Source organism: Kiritimatiellia bacterium, from assembly GCA_025054615.1.
Taxonomy (GTDB): domain Bacteria; phylum Verrucomicrobiota; class Kiritimatiellia; order CAIVKH01; family CAIVKH01; genus JANWZO01.
The window spans coordinates 1-14,411 of the sequence record JANWZO010000017.1; the positions used below are offsets into that span (position 1 = coordinate 1).

Genomic DNA, 14,411 nt, shown 5'->3' on the forward strand with positions numbered 1-14,411 from the left:
TGGAAGTATTTCAAATCCAAAGCTTAATTCCACACCTGATGCAGATCTTCTCGAGTGAACCGGTTCGCTCCGACTTTAAATTCCAGCACAAAAGCGATATGCTGGCAGAGGATAACGGCATCGATTCTCCGCCCATCCGGGGAATGATGAATTCGAGGAAAAGTCCTCCCTCCAAACCTGAGAGCGTTTTTTTCAGAATTCGAATCGTATCCAGGCATGCGTAGCGCTGAGGCAGATCGACAGAGGTTTCACAATGTTCCGCAAGTTGGCCTAAATGCGGTGAGGATTCGAATGCAAAAATGAGGCGATCGAATCGGCATACTGGGCTCGTTGCAGAAGCGGAATGACCGACCGTCAAGGGTTGCCAGACGTCTACGTGTCGAGAATCGTGAAGACCTGCAACCCCGATTCGAAGAACTGCTCCTTCCTGCTCATAGTTCGCTGAACCTCGCTCTTGACGAACGTAAGACGGATGCACGAAATGAGATCCGTGATTACCGCCGTCCGATTCGATTTTGAGCGGAAGATCGAGAGTTCCATTCCGCTTGGATCTCTGACTGACGCGATTCGCGATGGCTATTTCTGTTGGATCGACATCGACGGCTCGTCGGCGTCTGACCACGAGGAGGCGGCTCGAAAGACGGATGAACTGCTGCAATTGCTCCATGTGAACGAGATGGCGCGGCGCGAGGTGATCGGGCCTGACAGGGAAGGCCGCTATGATGTCTATGAGGACTGCCTCCATTTCGCCGTCACCGAAGGTTCGATCTGCGACGGCCGCCTTCGCACGGCGCACCTGGATGTCCTGGTGAGCGGGTCATTCCTCGTGACCTATCGGCGGAAGCCGGTCGAGCTGATCGGGCGAATCCGCCGGACCTACCGCGAGGATTTCATCAAATTTGCCAAAACCCCCGGCTTTTTGATTTATGAGCTGGCTGACCACCTGACGGAGATGTATCGGCGGGCGCTTCAGGCGCTGGCCGAAGAAGTCGAGCGCGTCCAGATTGAGTTGTACGGCGAGGTGGATGACTCCATCTTCAAGCGGGTGTCCACGACAATGACCGATTTGTTGGCGCTCCGAAAGGTGGTTACCGCGTCCCGCGAGTTGTTTCATGAACTGGCGACTCGCCGATCTCCGTTCGTGAGCGAAACCACGCAACCGTTCCTCGAAAATATTGCCGGGACCCTGGAGCGGTTGAGCGAAGACCTGCGCACGGAACGCGAGGTCCTCAATGAAATGTTGAACCTCTATATGGGCATGGTCAGCCATCGGACGAACAAGGTCATCAACCGGCTGACGGTGATCAGCGCGATCTTCCTGCCGCTGTCCTTCATTTGCGGGGTGTATGGGGTGAACCTGAAGGGCGTGCCGGAATTCGAGTGGGAACACGGATATCTGTTCTTTTGGATTCTTGTCCTGTCGATCTCCACGACGCTGCTGATCTACATGCGCAGGAAAAAATGGTTGTGAAAGGCGCCAACGCGATCCGCCCGATGGTCTGGGCGTGGTGCGAGTCCTCCTCGACGTCCGGTCGGCTCGGGCGCGCGCTGCACGGCGGCTTGTTCGCGCTGATCGTTCTGAACGTGGTCGCGGTTGTCGCCGAGTCGATGCCCGAAGTCGCGAATCGCTATCGCGCCTTTTTTAGGGGCTTCGAGACCTTTTCGGTTCTGATCTTTTCCGTCGAGTATGCGGTGCGCCTCTGGGCGTGCACGGCCGACGGCCGATATGCTCATCCGTTGCTGGGCCGCGTGCGGTATGCGTTGTCGCCGATGGCTCTCATTGACCTCGCGGCGATTCTTCCGTTTTATGCCGCGGCGCTGAACGCGGATCTGCGGGTCATGCGGCTGTTGCGTCTGTTGCGCCTCGGGCGGATCGCTAAAATCGGTCGATATTCCGACGCCGCGGCGATCCTGTTCAAGGTTCTTCGCGCGAAGCGGGAGGAGATGATCCTGACCTTTTCGCTGGTGTTTCTGCTGGGGATTTTGTTCGCCACTCTGGCCTTTTACGCCGAACACGAGGCGCAGCCGCGCGCCTTTCGGGACATTCCGCACGCGATGTGGTGGGCCTTTGTTACGATTACGACCGTTGGGTATGGAGATGTGGCGCCCGTTACTCCGCTCGGGAAAATCATCGGAATTTGCACGGCGATTCTGGGCATTCTGATGATCGCACTGCCGACCGGCGTCCTGGGTGCGGCTTTCGTGGAGGAGCTGAATCGGTCCCAAAAGAAGCAGACCCGGGTTTGCCCGCATTGCGGGAAGACGTTGGACCAGGAGTCGGACTAGGCGGCATGCCGGAAGAAGTTGCCAGGAGTCGGCCCATGTTGCGGGAACAATTTTATGCGTTTTCCCGCCCCATGCGGGACGTTCCGCCCGAGGAACGTCCGCGCGAAATTTTCGACCGCGTAGGCCCCGAAAACATGACCGACAAGCAGTTGCTCGCGCTGATCTTGCGAAGCGGCGTGCGGGGTCGCAGCGTCGCGGATCTCGCCGAAGGTCTTCTGCAGGAGTACGGGTCATTGTCGGCTCTCGCCGAAGTGTCGACCTCGGATCTCGCGTCGATCAAGGGGATGGGCCGAGTCCGGGCCCAGGTTCTCAAGGCGACCTTTGAACTGGCGCGCCGTCTCGCGGCGCGCGGCGACGCCGCGCCAGTCCCGATTCGCACACCAGCGGATGCGGCCGCCATCATGCGTTCGGAGGCTCTCGGGCTGGATGTGGAGTGTTTTTGGGTCCTTTTGCTGGATCGCCGCTACCGCCTTCGGCGTCCGCCCTTGCGAGTGACGCGAGGCATACTCGATTCGAGCCTGATCCATCCCCGGGAGGTTTTCAAGGAGGCCGTTCGGACCAGCAGTGCAGCGGTTGTACTCGTCCACAACCATCCCTCCGGCGATCCGAGCCCTTCCGCGGAGGATTTGCGGATCACTCGCCAACTGGTCGAAGCTGGCAAGGTCATGGACATCGAGGTCCTGGACCACATTATTATCGGCCGCGCCGAGCAGGGCCGCTCGTCCGATTATGTCTCCATTCGCGAAACCGGACTCGTCGCCTTCACCTGAACATGGCTGTACATCCCACTGCCATCATTGATCCTCGGGCTGAAGTTGCAACGGACGCGGAAATCGGCGCGTATACTGTGGTCGGGCCGTGGTCGGTCATCGGTCCGCGGGTGCGGCTCGGCCCGCATGTCGTGGTGGTCTCCCATACGCGGATCGGCGAGGGGACGCAGGTCCATCCCCACGCCGTTCTCGGCGACGCCCCGCAGGACTTGGCGTTCGAGGACCGACAAAGTTGGGTAGACATCGGGCGCAACGTCGTGATTCGGGAGGGAGTGACGATCCATCGCGGCACGAAGGCGGACAGTACAACACTGGTCGGTGACGGCTGTTTCCTGATGGCCAATAGCCATGTCGCTCACAATGTTGTGCTGGGGCATCGGGTGATTCTGGCGAATGGAGCGCTGTTGGCAGGGTATGTGGAAGTGGGCCCTGGCGCGTTTATCAGCGGCAACGCGGTCGTGCATCAATTTTGCCGGATTGGGCGACTGGCGATGATATCAGGCGGCAGCGCAATTTCGCAGGATGTGGCCCCGTTTTGCACGACCTATTCGGCTTCAAGAAACCGCTTGGCCGGTCTGAATGTCGTCGGCATGCGCCGCGCCGGTTTTTCCGCAGAAGAACGGCTGCAGGTGCGAAGGGCGTTCCGTCTGCTGTTTCGAGAAGGTCTGAGTCCGTCGGAGGCCGTGGCGAGGATTCGGGCCGAACTTCCAGCGGGACCCGCTTGGGAGATGGCCGATTTCGCCGCGGCTTCGAAGCGAGGACTTGTCAGCTTCGCGCCGGGACCGATGGGGGAGGGGGAGGACGAATAGTGCGGCGGTGCTGCGGCTCCTGCCTCCGGCATGCCGTTCGCGAGCCATTCCATGCCCTCGAATCAATCCGCCGCGGATAGCTGACAACGCGCGGAACCGGTTGCGCGAGCGGTGACGGACAGATACGGTACTGGGCTTTCAGCCAAAGGACTGAGGCATGATTCTCCGTTGGTCTCAACAACTGATCCCGACGCTTCGCGAGGTTCCGGGCGAGGCGGAAATTCCGAGCCATCAGATGCTATTGCGCGCCGGCCTTATCCGGAAGCTGGGCGCCGGCATTTATACGTTCCTGCCGATAGGTCTGCGGGCGCTTCGGAAAGTCGAGCGGATTGTGAGAGAGGAAATGGACAGGGCCGGCGCACTGGAAATTCTGATGCCTGCCCTTCAGCCGCCGGAAATCTGGCACCAGAGCGGTCGTTACAAGACTGCTGCCGAGGTTCTCTACAAAGTGTCTGATCGGGCGGGCCGCGAATGGGTGTTGGGTCCGACTCATGAAGAGGTGGTGACCCATCTGGTCGCGAACGAGATCAGCTCCTACCGGCAGTTGCCGCGCAATTTCTACCAGATCCAGGTCAAGTTTCGGGACGAGATTCGACCGCGGTTCGGGCTGATGCGGGCCCGCGAATTCATCATGAAGGATGCCTACAGCTTCGACGCGACAGATGAGGGCGCCGCGGAGAGTTACCAGAAAATGTATGACGCCTATGTGCGGATCTTCCGGCGGTGCGGCCTGAAGACGATCGTCGTCGAGGCGGATACGGGTGTGATGGGCGGCAAATTCTCGCATGAATTCATGGTTCCCGCCGAGACGGGAGAGAATGAGGTGGCATACACGGAATCCGGCGATTACGCGGCGAATCTCGAAAAGGCAACCAGCCGCGGCCCCGTGGAGCCGACGCCGTCCGAAACGACCGGTCCCGCGCCGGAGCCGTTTGCGACGCCCGGCGTCACGACCATCGAAGACCTCGCGTCCCCGCCGTACGGGGTTCCGGCTCTCCGGCAGATCAAGACGCTGGTCTATATTGTCGAGAGCAGGCCCGTGATTGCGCTGGTTCGCGGGGATGATTCGCTCAACGAAGCAAAATTTGCCGCCGCAGTCGGCTCCACCATCTTTCGGCCCGCCACGCCGGAGGAATGCCGATCCGCACTTGGCGCCTTGCCCGGCAGCCTCGGCGCGGTCGGCGTTACGCATCTCCCCGTCTACGGCGATCTCCAGCTTCGCCAGGCCCGCGGCATGGTAACCGGAGCCAACCGCGACGGCTATCACCTTATGCATGTGGACGCGGACCGGGATCTTGTGAACGTGGTCTGGCGGGACCTGCGGACGGTGAGGGCGGGCGAACTGAGTGTGGAGTCCGGCCAGCCACTAAAGATCCGTCGTGCGATCGAGGTCGGCCACGTCTTCAAACTCGGCACGAAATACAGCGAAGCCATGAACGCATACTTCCTCGATGCCGACGGGAAACAGAAACCCTGCATCATGGGCTGCTATGGCATCGGCGTGACGCGCACGCTACAGGCCGTCATCGAGCAGCACTGGGACGAGCACGGCATCCGATGGCCCGTTTCGGTGGCGCCCGTTGAAGTGGAATTGATGGCCATCAACACGCAACATGCGGAAAGTGTGCAGTTGGTGGAGAAGATCGCGAATGAGTTGTCGCGCCAGGGGCTCGATGTCCTGATCGACGACCGCGATGAGCGGGCGGGCGTGAAATTCAAGGACGCCGACCTGGTGGGGGCGCCCTTGCGATTGAGCGTGGGGGAGCGTTCCCTGTCGAAAGGGTGTGTCGAAATCAAACGGCGCCGCACTGGTGAACTGGAGCAGGTGCCGCTGGATCACGCGGGCGACCGAGTACGCGCATTGCTGGACGACGAATGGAGAACGCTGCGGGACGGGTAAATTGAATGAGGGATTTTATGCCATGACGAAGCGCTTTACGGTCAAAGGAACGGATACCTTCTTTTACTGGTCGATTGGCCTGTTGATCCTGGGCTTGTGGTGCGTAAAGGATGGCTGGTTCCCGTCCCAATCGGTCATCGATCGGAAAACGGAAGAGGAGCTTCGGAATTTCATCTTATTTAACAGAAGCCTTGCATTTCTTTGTCTGCCCGCATCGGCCGTTTGCGCGTATATTCATCGGATTGTCCGATGACCACTCTTCAAGGCACGGACCGCAGGCCGAGAGCGAGAGGATGACCGGCCTCAATTCCCTTGACCGTCTAGCGGATGTATTTAGTATGGCGTGACTGTCGGCGGCAGGATTTTCCAGTTCCAATTCGCGGGGATCAGCCATGGCGGAAAGCGATCAAAAGAATTTGACCAAGCGCGACCTTGTCGTGCGCATCTCCGAGGAGACGGGTCTCACCCAGCAGGACGTTTACAAGGTTATTCAGAAGACGCTCGATTACATCATTGAATCGCTTTCAAAGGGCGAGTCGATCGAATTCCGAAATTTCGGCGTCTTTGAAGTCAAAGTCCGCAAACAGCGTATCGGCCGCAACCCGAACAAACCGGAGCAGGTGGTGACCATACCCGAGCGGAAGGTCGTCAAGTTCAAGCCCGGTAAGATCATGAAGAAACTGATCACCGGGATTTGAATCGGACGGGTTGCGCACGGGATGTCGAACGAAGAGCTTCAACCCCTTCAGGGGATGGCCGACATCGGCCCTCCGGAAATCAGCCGCTGGCAAGAGCTCGAAGCGGAGGCACGCCGGGTGCTCGCCTTGTATGGCTTCGAAGAGATCAGGACTCCGATTCTCGAAAGGCTGGATTTGTTTGTCCGTTCCTTAGGCGATTCGACGGATGTGGTTCAGAAGGAGATGTATAGCTTCACAGACCGGGGTGGCCGGCGGCTTGCCCTTCGGCCGGAGGGGACGGCGGGCGCCATCCGTTACCTTGCCTCCAAGGGCCAGGATGCGGCCGACGCACGCATCTACTACATGGGACCCATGTTCCGCGCCGAACGCCCGCAGGCGGGGCGGCGGCGCCAGTTTCATCAGCTCGGCGTGGAGGCGCTCGGCCCGCCCAGCCCGGAGTTCGATGCCGAGATCATCGCCCTGCACACGGACCTGTTGCGAAGCTGGGGAATCTCCCGGTTTACCGTCCATGTCAACACCCGCGGCGCACCGGGCGAGCAGGCGACAGCCGGCCGACTGTTCCGGGAGCATCTGCTGCCCCGACAACAGGAATTGTGCGACGATTGTCGGCGCCGTTTCGATGTGAACGTCTTGCGAATTCTGGACTGCAAGAATCCCTTGTGCCGGGCGATTGTGGAGGCCGTGCCGCCGCCGACCGATTTCCTCAGCCCCGAGTCCAAAGAGTATCTAAAACGCGTCCTGCAGGTTTTGGAGGCCTTTTCGATTCCGGTCACCCATAATGCCCGGTTGGTGCGCGGTCTGGATTACTATGTGCACACCATTTGGGAAATCACGCATCCGGCCCTAGGCGCGCAGGATGCGATTGCCGGCGGCGGACGTTACACGCTCGAAGTGGCCGGCCGATCCCTAGAGGGTGTCGGTTTCGCCATCGGGATGGAGCGGGCCCTGATGGCGCTGGACGCGGAAAAACCGGCCGTCGAATCCGGCCGGGCGCCGTTGGTCTGGCTAGTCTCGCTGGGCGAGGCGGCTCGGCTCGAAAATCTGCGTCTGTTGCAGACGCTTAGGCGGCATCATGTAGCCAGCCGCATGTGTCTGGATGCTCGAAGCGTGAAGGCCCAATTCCGCGCCGCAGACCGCGCGGGCGCGTCCCTAGTGGTCATTCGCGGGGACGCCGAACTGGCGAAGGGCGTTTTCGCCCTCAAGAATCTCAGCACCGGCGAGCAGACCGAGGTCGATTTGAGCGAATTGATGCGGCAACTCATGCAGCTCCGGTCTTCCGCGCCGAAGCCAGAAGCGGTCCCCTAGGCGTTCCTTTGTTCCTCCGGGCACGGCCCGCCCCAATCGCCGGCCCGTCTCGATGATGGCAGCCTGACGAAACGGCTCGTTCCTAAACCGGCCGAGTTCGCGAGCGTGTTTCCAGGCTCCGACGCGCCCTGCGCGCGCGGCAGCTTCAAGATCGAGCAAATGAGCACGATAGTGCGATGCTCGGCGTCCGTCCGGACGGTTGACACGGACGCCGTATACTCGGGCAAGACCTTGGATCACCAGCAGCTCTCCCAGATCTCCGGCTGTCGTCTCGACGTACGCGTAGAAACGAGGCACTAGGCTTCGACCCTGGGCGCCCTGCCATCGCGTGATCACGGTGAACGACCCGGAGAGGAGATCCATGGCATAACGTGTGGCCTGGCGGCCATACTCCACGACCTCTTCCGTTGTAATACCGAAATGGAGGGCCTGATCCCGTACCCGCTCCGGGAACTCCAGATCCTGTTCCGGCGCGTCCACAAAATACAGTCGGAACAGGTATTCTTTCCCCTCGTGGCGCACCCGGAAACTGTCGGCATCGTTGTAGGGGTTCGGTACGAGGGAGCAACCCTCCAGGCGCGTCCACTCGCGCGCGGCCTCAACCGGTTCGATCCAGACCGCGCCCGACAGGGCGGTGAGCAAGACGGCCGAAAGCAGCCGGAATCGGGTCATCGGGACCGAACCATTTCTCCGATGTGAAATAATTTCTGCAGCATCAGTTGATTCTTCGACGGCACGGGCTACGATACGCCGCTGAAAGAAATATAAATATATGTTCGGAGGGGCGAAGCTCAAACCTTCATGAAGACAGATACGTTGACGCGGTGGACGAGTGCGGATTCCGCCGAACTCTACGGCGTGCGCAACTGGGGCAGCGGATATTTCGATGTTTCCGAATCGGGCGAACTGGTGGTTCGTCCACGCGGAAAGGGGAGTTCGGAAACGATCAGTATGATGCAGATCGTTGAGGGTCTCAAAGCCCGCGGCATCGGCCTTCCCGTTCTGCTTCGATTCGGAGATATCCTTGCCTCGCGAATCGCGACGATCAATCTGAGCTTCCAAAAGGCGATTCAGGAGGCCGGTTACAAGGCAATTTTCAAGGGCGTTTATCCCATCAAGGTCAATCAGCAGCAACAGGTCGTCGAGGATATTGTCGCCTATGGACGCCCCTACCACTATGGGCTGGAGGCCGGCAGCAAACCGGAGTTGATCACCGCGCTTGCCTACAGCCAGGACCGCGAGGCGCTAATCGTCTGCAACGGCTACAAGGATGAGGAGTTCATCGATCTAGCGCTGTATGCGCTGAAGATGGGGCTCCAGACGATTCTCGTCATCGAGATGCCGAGCGAGCTTCCGATGATCATCGAGCGGTCGCGCAAGCTAAATGTCCGCCCCCGCATCGGCGTCCGCGCAAAGCTCGCAACGCGCGGCGGCGGGCACTGGAACGAGTCTGGCGGAGACCGCAGCCAATTCGGCCTCAACGCCGCACAGATCATCGACCTAGTGGACCATCTCCGCGCCCAGAACATGCTCGATTGCCTGGAGATGCTGCATTACCACCTCGGCTCCCAGATTCCCAACATACGGAACATTCAGGCGGGCATCGTCGAAGCGTCACGCATTTATGTCGACCTCGTGCGGGAGGGCGCCCGAATGGGGATGCTGAATGTGGGCGGCGGGCTAGCGGTGGATTATGACGGGTCGCATTCCAATTTCGCGAGCAGCGCAAATTACACGATCGATGAATACGCCGCGGACATAGTGGACGGGATCATGCGCCGATGCGACGCGGCGGGGATCCCTCATCCGCTGATCGTCAGCGAATCCGGCCGCGCGACGGTGGCTCACCACTCCGTGCTGCTGTTTGACATCTTCGATGTCAGCCGGTTCGAGCCCGATCGTCCGCTGGAGGAGATCCCTCCCACGGCCCATGAGAGCCTGCGACGCCTGGCTGAAATCGGCCGCAGCCTGAATGCCAAGAACGCGCAGGAATGCTACCACGACGCGGTGTTTTATCGGGACGAGATGCGCTCGCTGTTCAACCAGGGGCTGGTCTCGCTTCGGGAGCGTGCGCTGGCCGAACGTTACTTCTGGAGCATCATCAATCGAATCGCGCAGGAGATCCGTGACCGGAAATACGTTCCCGACGAGCTGCAAGATCTGGAGGCGGCCATTGCCGACGTGTACTTCGGAAACTTCAGCGTCTTCCAATCTCTTCCCGATGCCTGGGCCATCGAGCAGCTCTTCCCCATCATGCCGATCAACCGCCTGAACGAAATGCCGACGCGCCAGGCCGTCCTCGCCGACATTACCTGTGATTGCGACGGCAAAATCGACCGATTCATCGACCTGCACGACGTCAAGCGGACGCTGCCGCTTCATGAATTGAACGGGCGGGAATACATCCTGGGCGTTTTCCTCGTCGGCGCCTATCAGGAAACCCTGGGCGACCTGCACAACCTGCTGGGCGACACGAACGTCGTCAGCGTCAAACTGGGCGAGGGGGGACAAGTCGAATTCGCCGAGGAAATAGCCGGCGATACCGTGGCCGACGTGCTGTCCTATGTCGAATATGACGTTCAGGACCTCGTGGAGTTGATGCGCAAAACCGCTGAGCAGGCGGTTCGCGCGGGCCGCATTACCCCCGAGGAGCGCCGCGAAATTATGGAGGCTTATGAAAACGGGCTCCGGGGCTACACGTATTTTGAGAAATGAATGGAGGGACAGCCCCGACGGCTGCGCGCCTGTGAAGATCCCAATCCGCTCTTGAGTTTTGCCGGCCGACCGATCATAAACCTCGTTTGCCGTGGACTCGGGGCGTGGCTCAGCCTGGCTAGAGCGCTTGGTTCGGGACCAAGAGGTCGCTGGTTCAAATCCAGTCGCCCCGACCATTTTCCCGGCGACACCAACATCTGTTGTCCGGCTGCGGCTATCGGCTTCTCTGAAGGCATCCTCACCATCCGGCCGGTGCCCCGCGACGTCAGATCGAATGGAAAAATCGAACGCGAGCCCTTTACTCGGGTCAATTCTGACGTATCGTAAATGTACCGGAGGTAAAACATGAAAAAGTTTGCACTGATCGTAACACTCATTTTGGGCGCCTCGGTGGCGTCATGGGCGGGTAGCGCTTGCTGCGCGGCCGGCAAATCGAAGGCGAAATCAAAGACTTACGACACAGCCTGTACGCGGCCCTTGGCCAGCATTCAGCTGACGGAGGAACAAAAGGCGAAAATCGCTGAAATCGAGGCCGCTTGCAAAGCCCAGGGATGCAGCAAGGAGATGTGCGAAAAATCGCGATCCCAGATCCGTGAGCTGCTGACCGCCGAACAGCGGGGCGTTTACGACGAGCAGCTTTCTAAGATTGCGAACTGAAATTATTGCATCCTTCTTTTTTGCGGGATACGCAGGCGACCCCCTCGTTTGAGGAGTCGTCTGCGTTTGTTTACAGAGGTCGCAACAGACGATCGCTCGTGTACGGATCCTTCTATCTTGTGTTATTCGTTTCCTGCCAGGGGCAAGGAATTTGCAGATTATGGAGGCCCACTCCAGGTTTTTTTACACACGATGGAAATCAACCCTCGCTTAGGTTCGGCATCGACGGATAGCGGCCACCCTGGACTCCACTCATATGAACCCGGCCAACAGCGCGAATAGAAAGATCGCTAGGAAGAGGAGAGCCCCACCGAGTCGAAGGCCCTTTTGGATTGGGGAAGGGTGGGGAAACTCATAACCGCAGATTGGGCACCGGTTGTTGTTGGCTTTTACCTCGGTTGCGCAGCCGGGACATTCACGGACCCCGAAATCCTTGGAGGGATCGATCCGCATCCGGTCATTTCATCGCGGCCCGCAGCACGAAGGGAAGAATCCCGCCGTGCCGCATGTAATCGATCTCCACTTCGGAATCAACGCGGGCCTTGACCTCAAAGGTTTTCTTACCGTCCGCAGACTCGGCGACGACCGTCAGGCGTTTGCCGGGAGAAAATCCGCCGGAAAGCCCCAGGATGGAAATAGTTTCGCGGCCGGTCAGGCCAAGAGAGGACGCGTTTTGGCCGTCGACGAATTCGAGCGGAAGGACGCCCATCTCCACGAGGTTGCTGCGGTGGATGCGTTCGAAACTTTCCGCGATGACCGCCTTGACGCCCAGCAGGTAGGTCCCCTTGGCGGCCCAATCTCGAGAGGAGCCCGCTCCGTACATTTTGCCCGCGATGACCACCAGGGGGGTACCGGCGGCCATGTATTTCATGGCGGCATCGTAGATGCTCATAATTTCACCGGTGGGATGGAAAATCGTGTAGCCGCCCTCCCGGCCGCCTAGCATTTCATTTTTGATCCGGATATTGGCGAAGGTGCCGCGCATCATCACCTCGTGGTTTCCGCGGCGCGCGCCGTAGGAGTTGAAGTCCTCCGGCTTGACGCCCCGGGCGATCAGATATTGGCCGGCGGGGCTGGTTTTCGGAATCGAGCCGGCGGGCGAAATGTGATCGGTGGTGATAAAATCGCCGAAGAGCGCCAGCACGGCGGCGTTGCGAATGTCGGAAAGGTCGGCGACCTCCGAAAGATTTTTGAGGAAAGGCGGTTCCTGGATGTAAGTCGAATCGGGATCCCACTGATAAACTGGCGACCCGCCGCCGGGGAGCTTGTTCCACAGCGGATTGGAAACCGTGATGTCGCGGTAGAGCTCGCGATAGGTTTCCGGATCGGCGGCGAGGGCGAGGTATTGACGAATCTCCTCTTCGGCGGGCCAGAGCTCCCGAAGATAGACGGGCCGACCGTCGTTGCTGTTTCCAATCGGCTCATTCTCCAGGTCGATGTCGACGCGGCCCGCAAGGGCATAGGCGACCACGAGCGGCGGGGAGCACAGGTAGTTCGCCTTGGTCAGAGGGTGGACGCGGCCCTCGAAGTTGCGGTTCCCGCTCAGCACGGCGGCCGCAACGATGTCGCCCTCCCGAATGGCTTTTTCGATGCGCGGATCGAGGGGTCCGCTGTTGCCGATGCACGTGGTACAGCCGTAGGCGACGACATGGAAGCGAAGGCGGGCCAGCGCGTCTAGCAGGCCGGACTTTTTGAGGTAGGCGGTCACCACGCGAGAGCCCGGGGCGAGACTGGTCTTGACATACGGGGGGACTGTGAGCCCGCGTTCCACCGCTTTTTTGGCCAGGAGCCCCGCTGCCAGCAGCACGTGTGGGTTCGAGGTGTTGGTGCAACTTGTGATGGCCGCCACGACCACGGAGCCGTGGCGAAGTGTGCCGAGGCCGTCAGCAGAGACGGACACGGAGAGCTTCTCCGGCGGGAGGGCATAGCCGCGTTCCTTGAGGGGGGCGGTGAGCGCCTTCTGAAACGAGGGCTTAACCTCGCCAAGTGTGAGCCGGTCCTGCGGCCGCTTGGGCCCGGCCACGCTCGCTCGGAGGGTGGCCAGATCGAGTTCGACGACCTGGGTGAACTCCGGCACGGGCGCGTCATCGGTCCGAAATAGTTTCTGCGCTCTGCAATAGGCCTCGACCAGTTCGATCTGCTCCTCGCTGCGTCCCGTTTCCCGGAGGTAGCGAAGGGTCTCGGCGTCCACGGGGAAGAATCCCATGGTGGCGCCATACTCGGGCGCCATATTGGCGACTGTTGCGCGGTCCGCGAGAGTTAGGGCGGTGACCCCCGGCCCGAAAAATTCCACGAATTGTTCGACAACCCCGACCTTGCGAAGCAGATGCGTGATGGCGAGTGCGAAATCCGTGGCCGTCGCGCCCGGCGGAAGTCGACCAATCAGCCGGACGCCCGTGACCTTGGGCGATACGAGCGGGATCGGCTGGCCCAGCATGGCCGCCTCCGCCTCAATGCCGCCGACGCCCCAGCCCAGGACGCCCATGCCGTTCACCATCGTTGTGTGGGAATCCGTGCCGACCAGCGTGTCGGGGAAGGCAATCGTGCGGCCCGCCTCGTCGACGGACGTCATGACAACCTGCGCGAGGTATTCCAGATTGACCTGATGGCAGATGCCGAGGCCGGGCGGAATGATGCGAAGTTTTTTGAAGGCGCTCTGCCCCCACCGGAGAAAGACGTAACGCTCGCTGTTGCGCTCGAATTCCTTCTCGACGTTGATCTGGAAGGACTCGGGCGTCTCATAGGTGTCGACCTGCACGGAGTGGTCGATGACGAGGTCGACTGGAATCAGCGGTTCGATGCGCGCCGGGTCGTGGCCGGCCCGCTGCATCGCGCTGCGCAGTGCGGCAAGGTCCGCGATGCAGGGGACGCCCGTGAAGTCCTGGAGCAGGACGCGCGCCGGTTGGAACGGAAATTCCTCCGGATTTTCGGCGCCCGGGCTCCAGCGAGCGAACGCCTCCACATGGTGGGGCGAGAATGCGGGACGGCCTTGGTAGCGGATGAGCGATTCCAGCAGGACGCGGATTGAGTAGGGGAGTCGATCCAGACGGACAAGACCTTCCGCCTCCAACCGGGGCAGACTGTAGTAGTGGATGGTGCGGCCGTTTTTGAGCTGGAAGGACGACAAATAGCGATCGAGTGATGCCATGCGAACTCCTCTTTCTGGGGAGACCCGTCGTTTTCCTGCACACACGCTAGGAGACGGCGCGAGCGTTGTCAATCAACGGTCGTTGCGCGACATTGCGCGTCGGCCCGGGCGATGTATGCTGAA

General features: G+C 60.3%; 12 protein-coding genes, 1 tRNA gene and 1 pseudogene. 12 read left to right on the plus strand and 2 right to left on the minus strand.

The features are described from left to right. The 9 genes from NZ740_08325 to hisS all read left to right on the plus strand — a co-directional run. The coding region (locus tag NZ740_08325) for a hypothetical protein (GenBank protein MCS6772015.1) at positions 1-224 on the plus strand (224 nt) is incomplete at its 5' end. A 257-nt stretch (positions 225-481) separates the two neighbouring features. Then, positions 482-1,471, plus strand: a complete 990-nt coding sequence (locus tag NZ740_08330) for a magnesium transporter CorA family protein (protein MCS6772016.1) — start codon at positions 482-484, stop codon at positions 1,469-1,471. Further along, positions 1,468-2,286, plus strand: a complete 819-nt coding sequence (locus NZ740_08335; GenBank protein MCS6772017.1) for an ion transporter — start codon at positions 1,468-1,470, stop codon at positions 2,284-2,286. Before NZ740_08330 ends, NZ740_08335 begins: the two co-directional genes overlap by 4 nt. Before the next feature lie 5 nt (positions 2,287-2,291). Beyond that, on the plus strand, positions 2,292-3,056 hold the full coding sequence (gene radC, locus NZ740_08340) for a DNA repair protein RadC (protein MCS6772018.1): 765 nt from the start codon (positions 2,292-2,294) through the stop codon (positions 3,054-3,056). Between the two features lie 2 nt (positions 3,057-3,058). Beyond that, positions 3,059-3,865 (plus strand): acyl-ACP--UDP-N-acetylglucosamine O-acyltransferase, encoded by an 807-nt coding sequence (gene lpxA, locus NZ740_08345; GenBank protein MCS6772019.1) that lies wholly within the window; start codon positions 3,059-3,061, stop codon positions 3,863-3,865. Positions 3,866-4,022: 157 nt separating this feature from the next. After that, on the plus strand, positions 4,023-5,765 hold the full coding sequence (locus NZ740_08350) for a proline--tRNA ligase (protein ID MCS6772020.1): 1,743 nt from the start codon (positions 4,023-4,025) through the stop codon (positions 5,763-5,765). Between the two features lie 22 nt (positions 5,766-5,787). Next, a complete protein-coding gene (locus tag NZ740_08355; GenBank protein ID MCS6772021.1) occupies positions 5,788-6,018 on the plus strand; it encodes a hypothetical protein in 231 nt (76 codons plus the stop codon). A gap of 139 nt (positions 6,019-6,157) precedes the next feature. Then, positions 6,158-6,463, plus strand: a complete 306-nt coding sequence (locus NZ740_08360) for an integration host factor subunit beta (protein ID MCS6772022.1) — start codon at positions 6,158-6,160, stop codon at positions 6,461-6,463. 21 nt (positions 6,464-6,484) lie between these two features. After that, positions 6,485-7,768 carry a histidine--tRNA ligase gene (gene hisS / locus NZ740_08365; GenBank protein MCS6772023.1) on the plus strand — a complete coding sequence of 428 codons (1,284 nt, stop codon included), beginning with the start codon at positions 6,485-6,487 and terminating at the stop codon, positions 7,766-7,768. Positions 7,769-7,888: 120 nt separating this feature from the next. Here the strand turns inward: hisS and NZ740_08370 are convergent. Next, positions 7,889-8,440, minus strand: a pseudogene (locus NZ740_08370) (thermonuclease family protein). Positions 8,441-8,569: 129 nt separating this feature from the next. On the opposite strand from NZ740_08370, the gene speA reads away from it, so the two are divergent. The 3 genes from speA (at position 8,570) to NZ740_08385 (ending at position 11,140) form a co-directional block, all read left to right on the plus strand. Then, positions 8,570-10,483: a biosynthetic arginine decarboxylase gene (gene speA / locus NZ740_08375; protein ID MCS6772024.1), complete on the plus strand. Its 1,914-nt coding sequence runs from the start codon at positions 8,570-8,572 to the stop codon at positions 10,481-10,483. A 98-nt stretch (positions 10,484-10,581) separates the two neighbouring features. Beyond that, positions 10,582-10,659 (plus strand) — tRNA-Pro (locus tag NZ740_08380). Between the two features lie 169 nt (positions 10,660-10,828). Continuing rightward, a complete protein-coding gene (locus tag NZ740_08385) occupies positions 10,829-11,140 on the plus strand; it encodes a hypothetical protein (GenBank protein ID MCS6772025.1) in 312 nt (103 codons plus the stop codon). A gap of 457 nt (positions 11,141-11,597) precedes the next feature. Here NZ740_08385 and acnA read toward each other — a convergent pair whose 3' ends face one another. After that, positions 11,598-14,288, minus strand: coding sequence for an aconitate hydratase AcnA (acnA, locus tag NZ740_08390; GenBank protein MCS6772026.1), 2,691 nt, complete (start codon positions 14,286-14,288; stop codon positions 11,598-11,600). Positions 14,289-14,411: the final 123 nt, after the last annotated feature.

Coding starts and splice junctions, on each gene's coding strand:
- NZ740_08330 (MCS6772016.1), top strand. CDS start 482: ATGAGATCCGTGATTACCGCCGTCCGATTCGATTTTGAGCGGAAGATC.
- radC (MCS6772018.1), top strand. CDS start 2,292: ATGCCGGAAGAAGTTGCCAGGAGTCGGCCCATGTTGCGGGAACAATTT.
- lpxA (MCS6772019.1), top strand. CDS start 3,059: ATGGCTGTACATCCCACTGCCATCATTGATCCTCGGGCTGAAGTTGCA.
- NZ740_08350 (MCS6772020.1), top strand. CDS start 4,023: ATGATTCTCCGTTGGTCTCAACAACTGATCCCGACGCTTCGCGAGGTT.
- NZ740_08355 (MCS6772021.1), top strand. CDS start 5,788: ATGACGAAGCGCTTTACGGTCAAAGGAACGGATACCTTCTTTTACTGG.
- NZ740_08360 (MCS6772022.1), top strand. CDS start 6,158: ATGGCGGAAAGCGATCAAAAGAATTTGACCAAGCGCGACCTTGTCGTG.
- hisS (MCS6772023.1), top strand. CDS start 6,485: ATGTCGAACGAAGAGCTTCAACCCCTTCAGGGGATGGCCGACATCGGC.
- speA (MCS6772024.1), top strand. CDS start 8,570: ATGAAGACAGATACGTTGACGCGGTGGACGAGTGCGGATTCCGCCGAA.
- NZ740_08385 (MCS6772025.1), top strand. CDS start 10,829: ATGAAAAAGTTTGCACTGATCGTAACACTCATTTTGGGCGCCTCGGTG.
- acnA (MCS6772026.1), bottom strand. CDS start 14,288: ATGGCATCACTCGATCGCTATTTGTCGTCCTTCCAGCTCAAAAACGGC.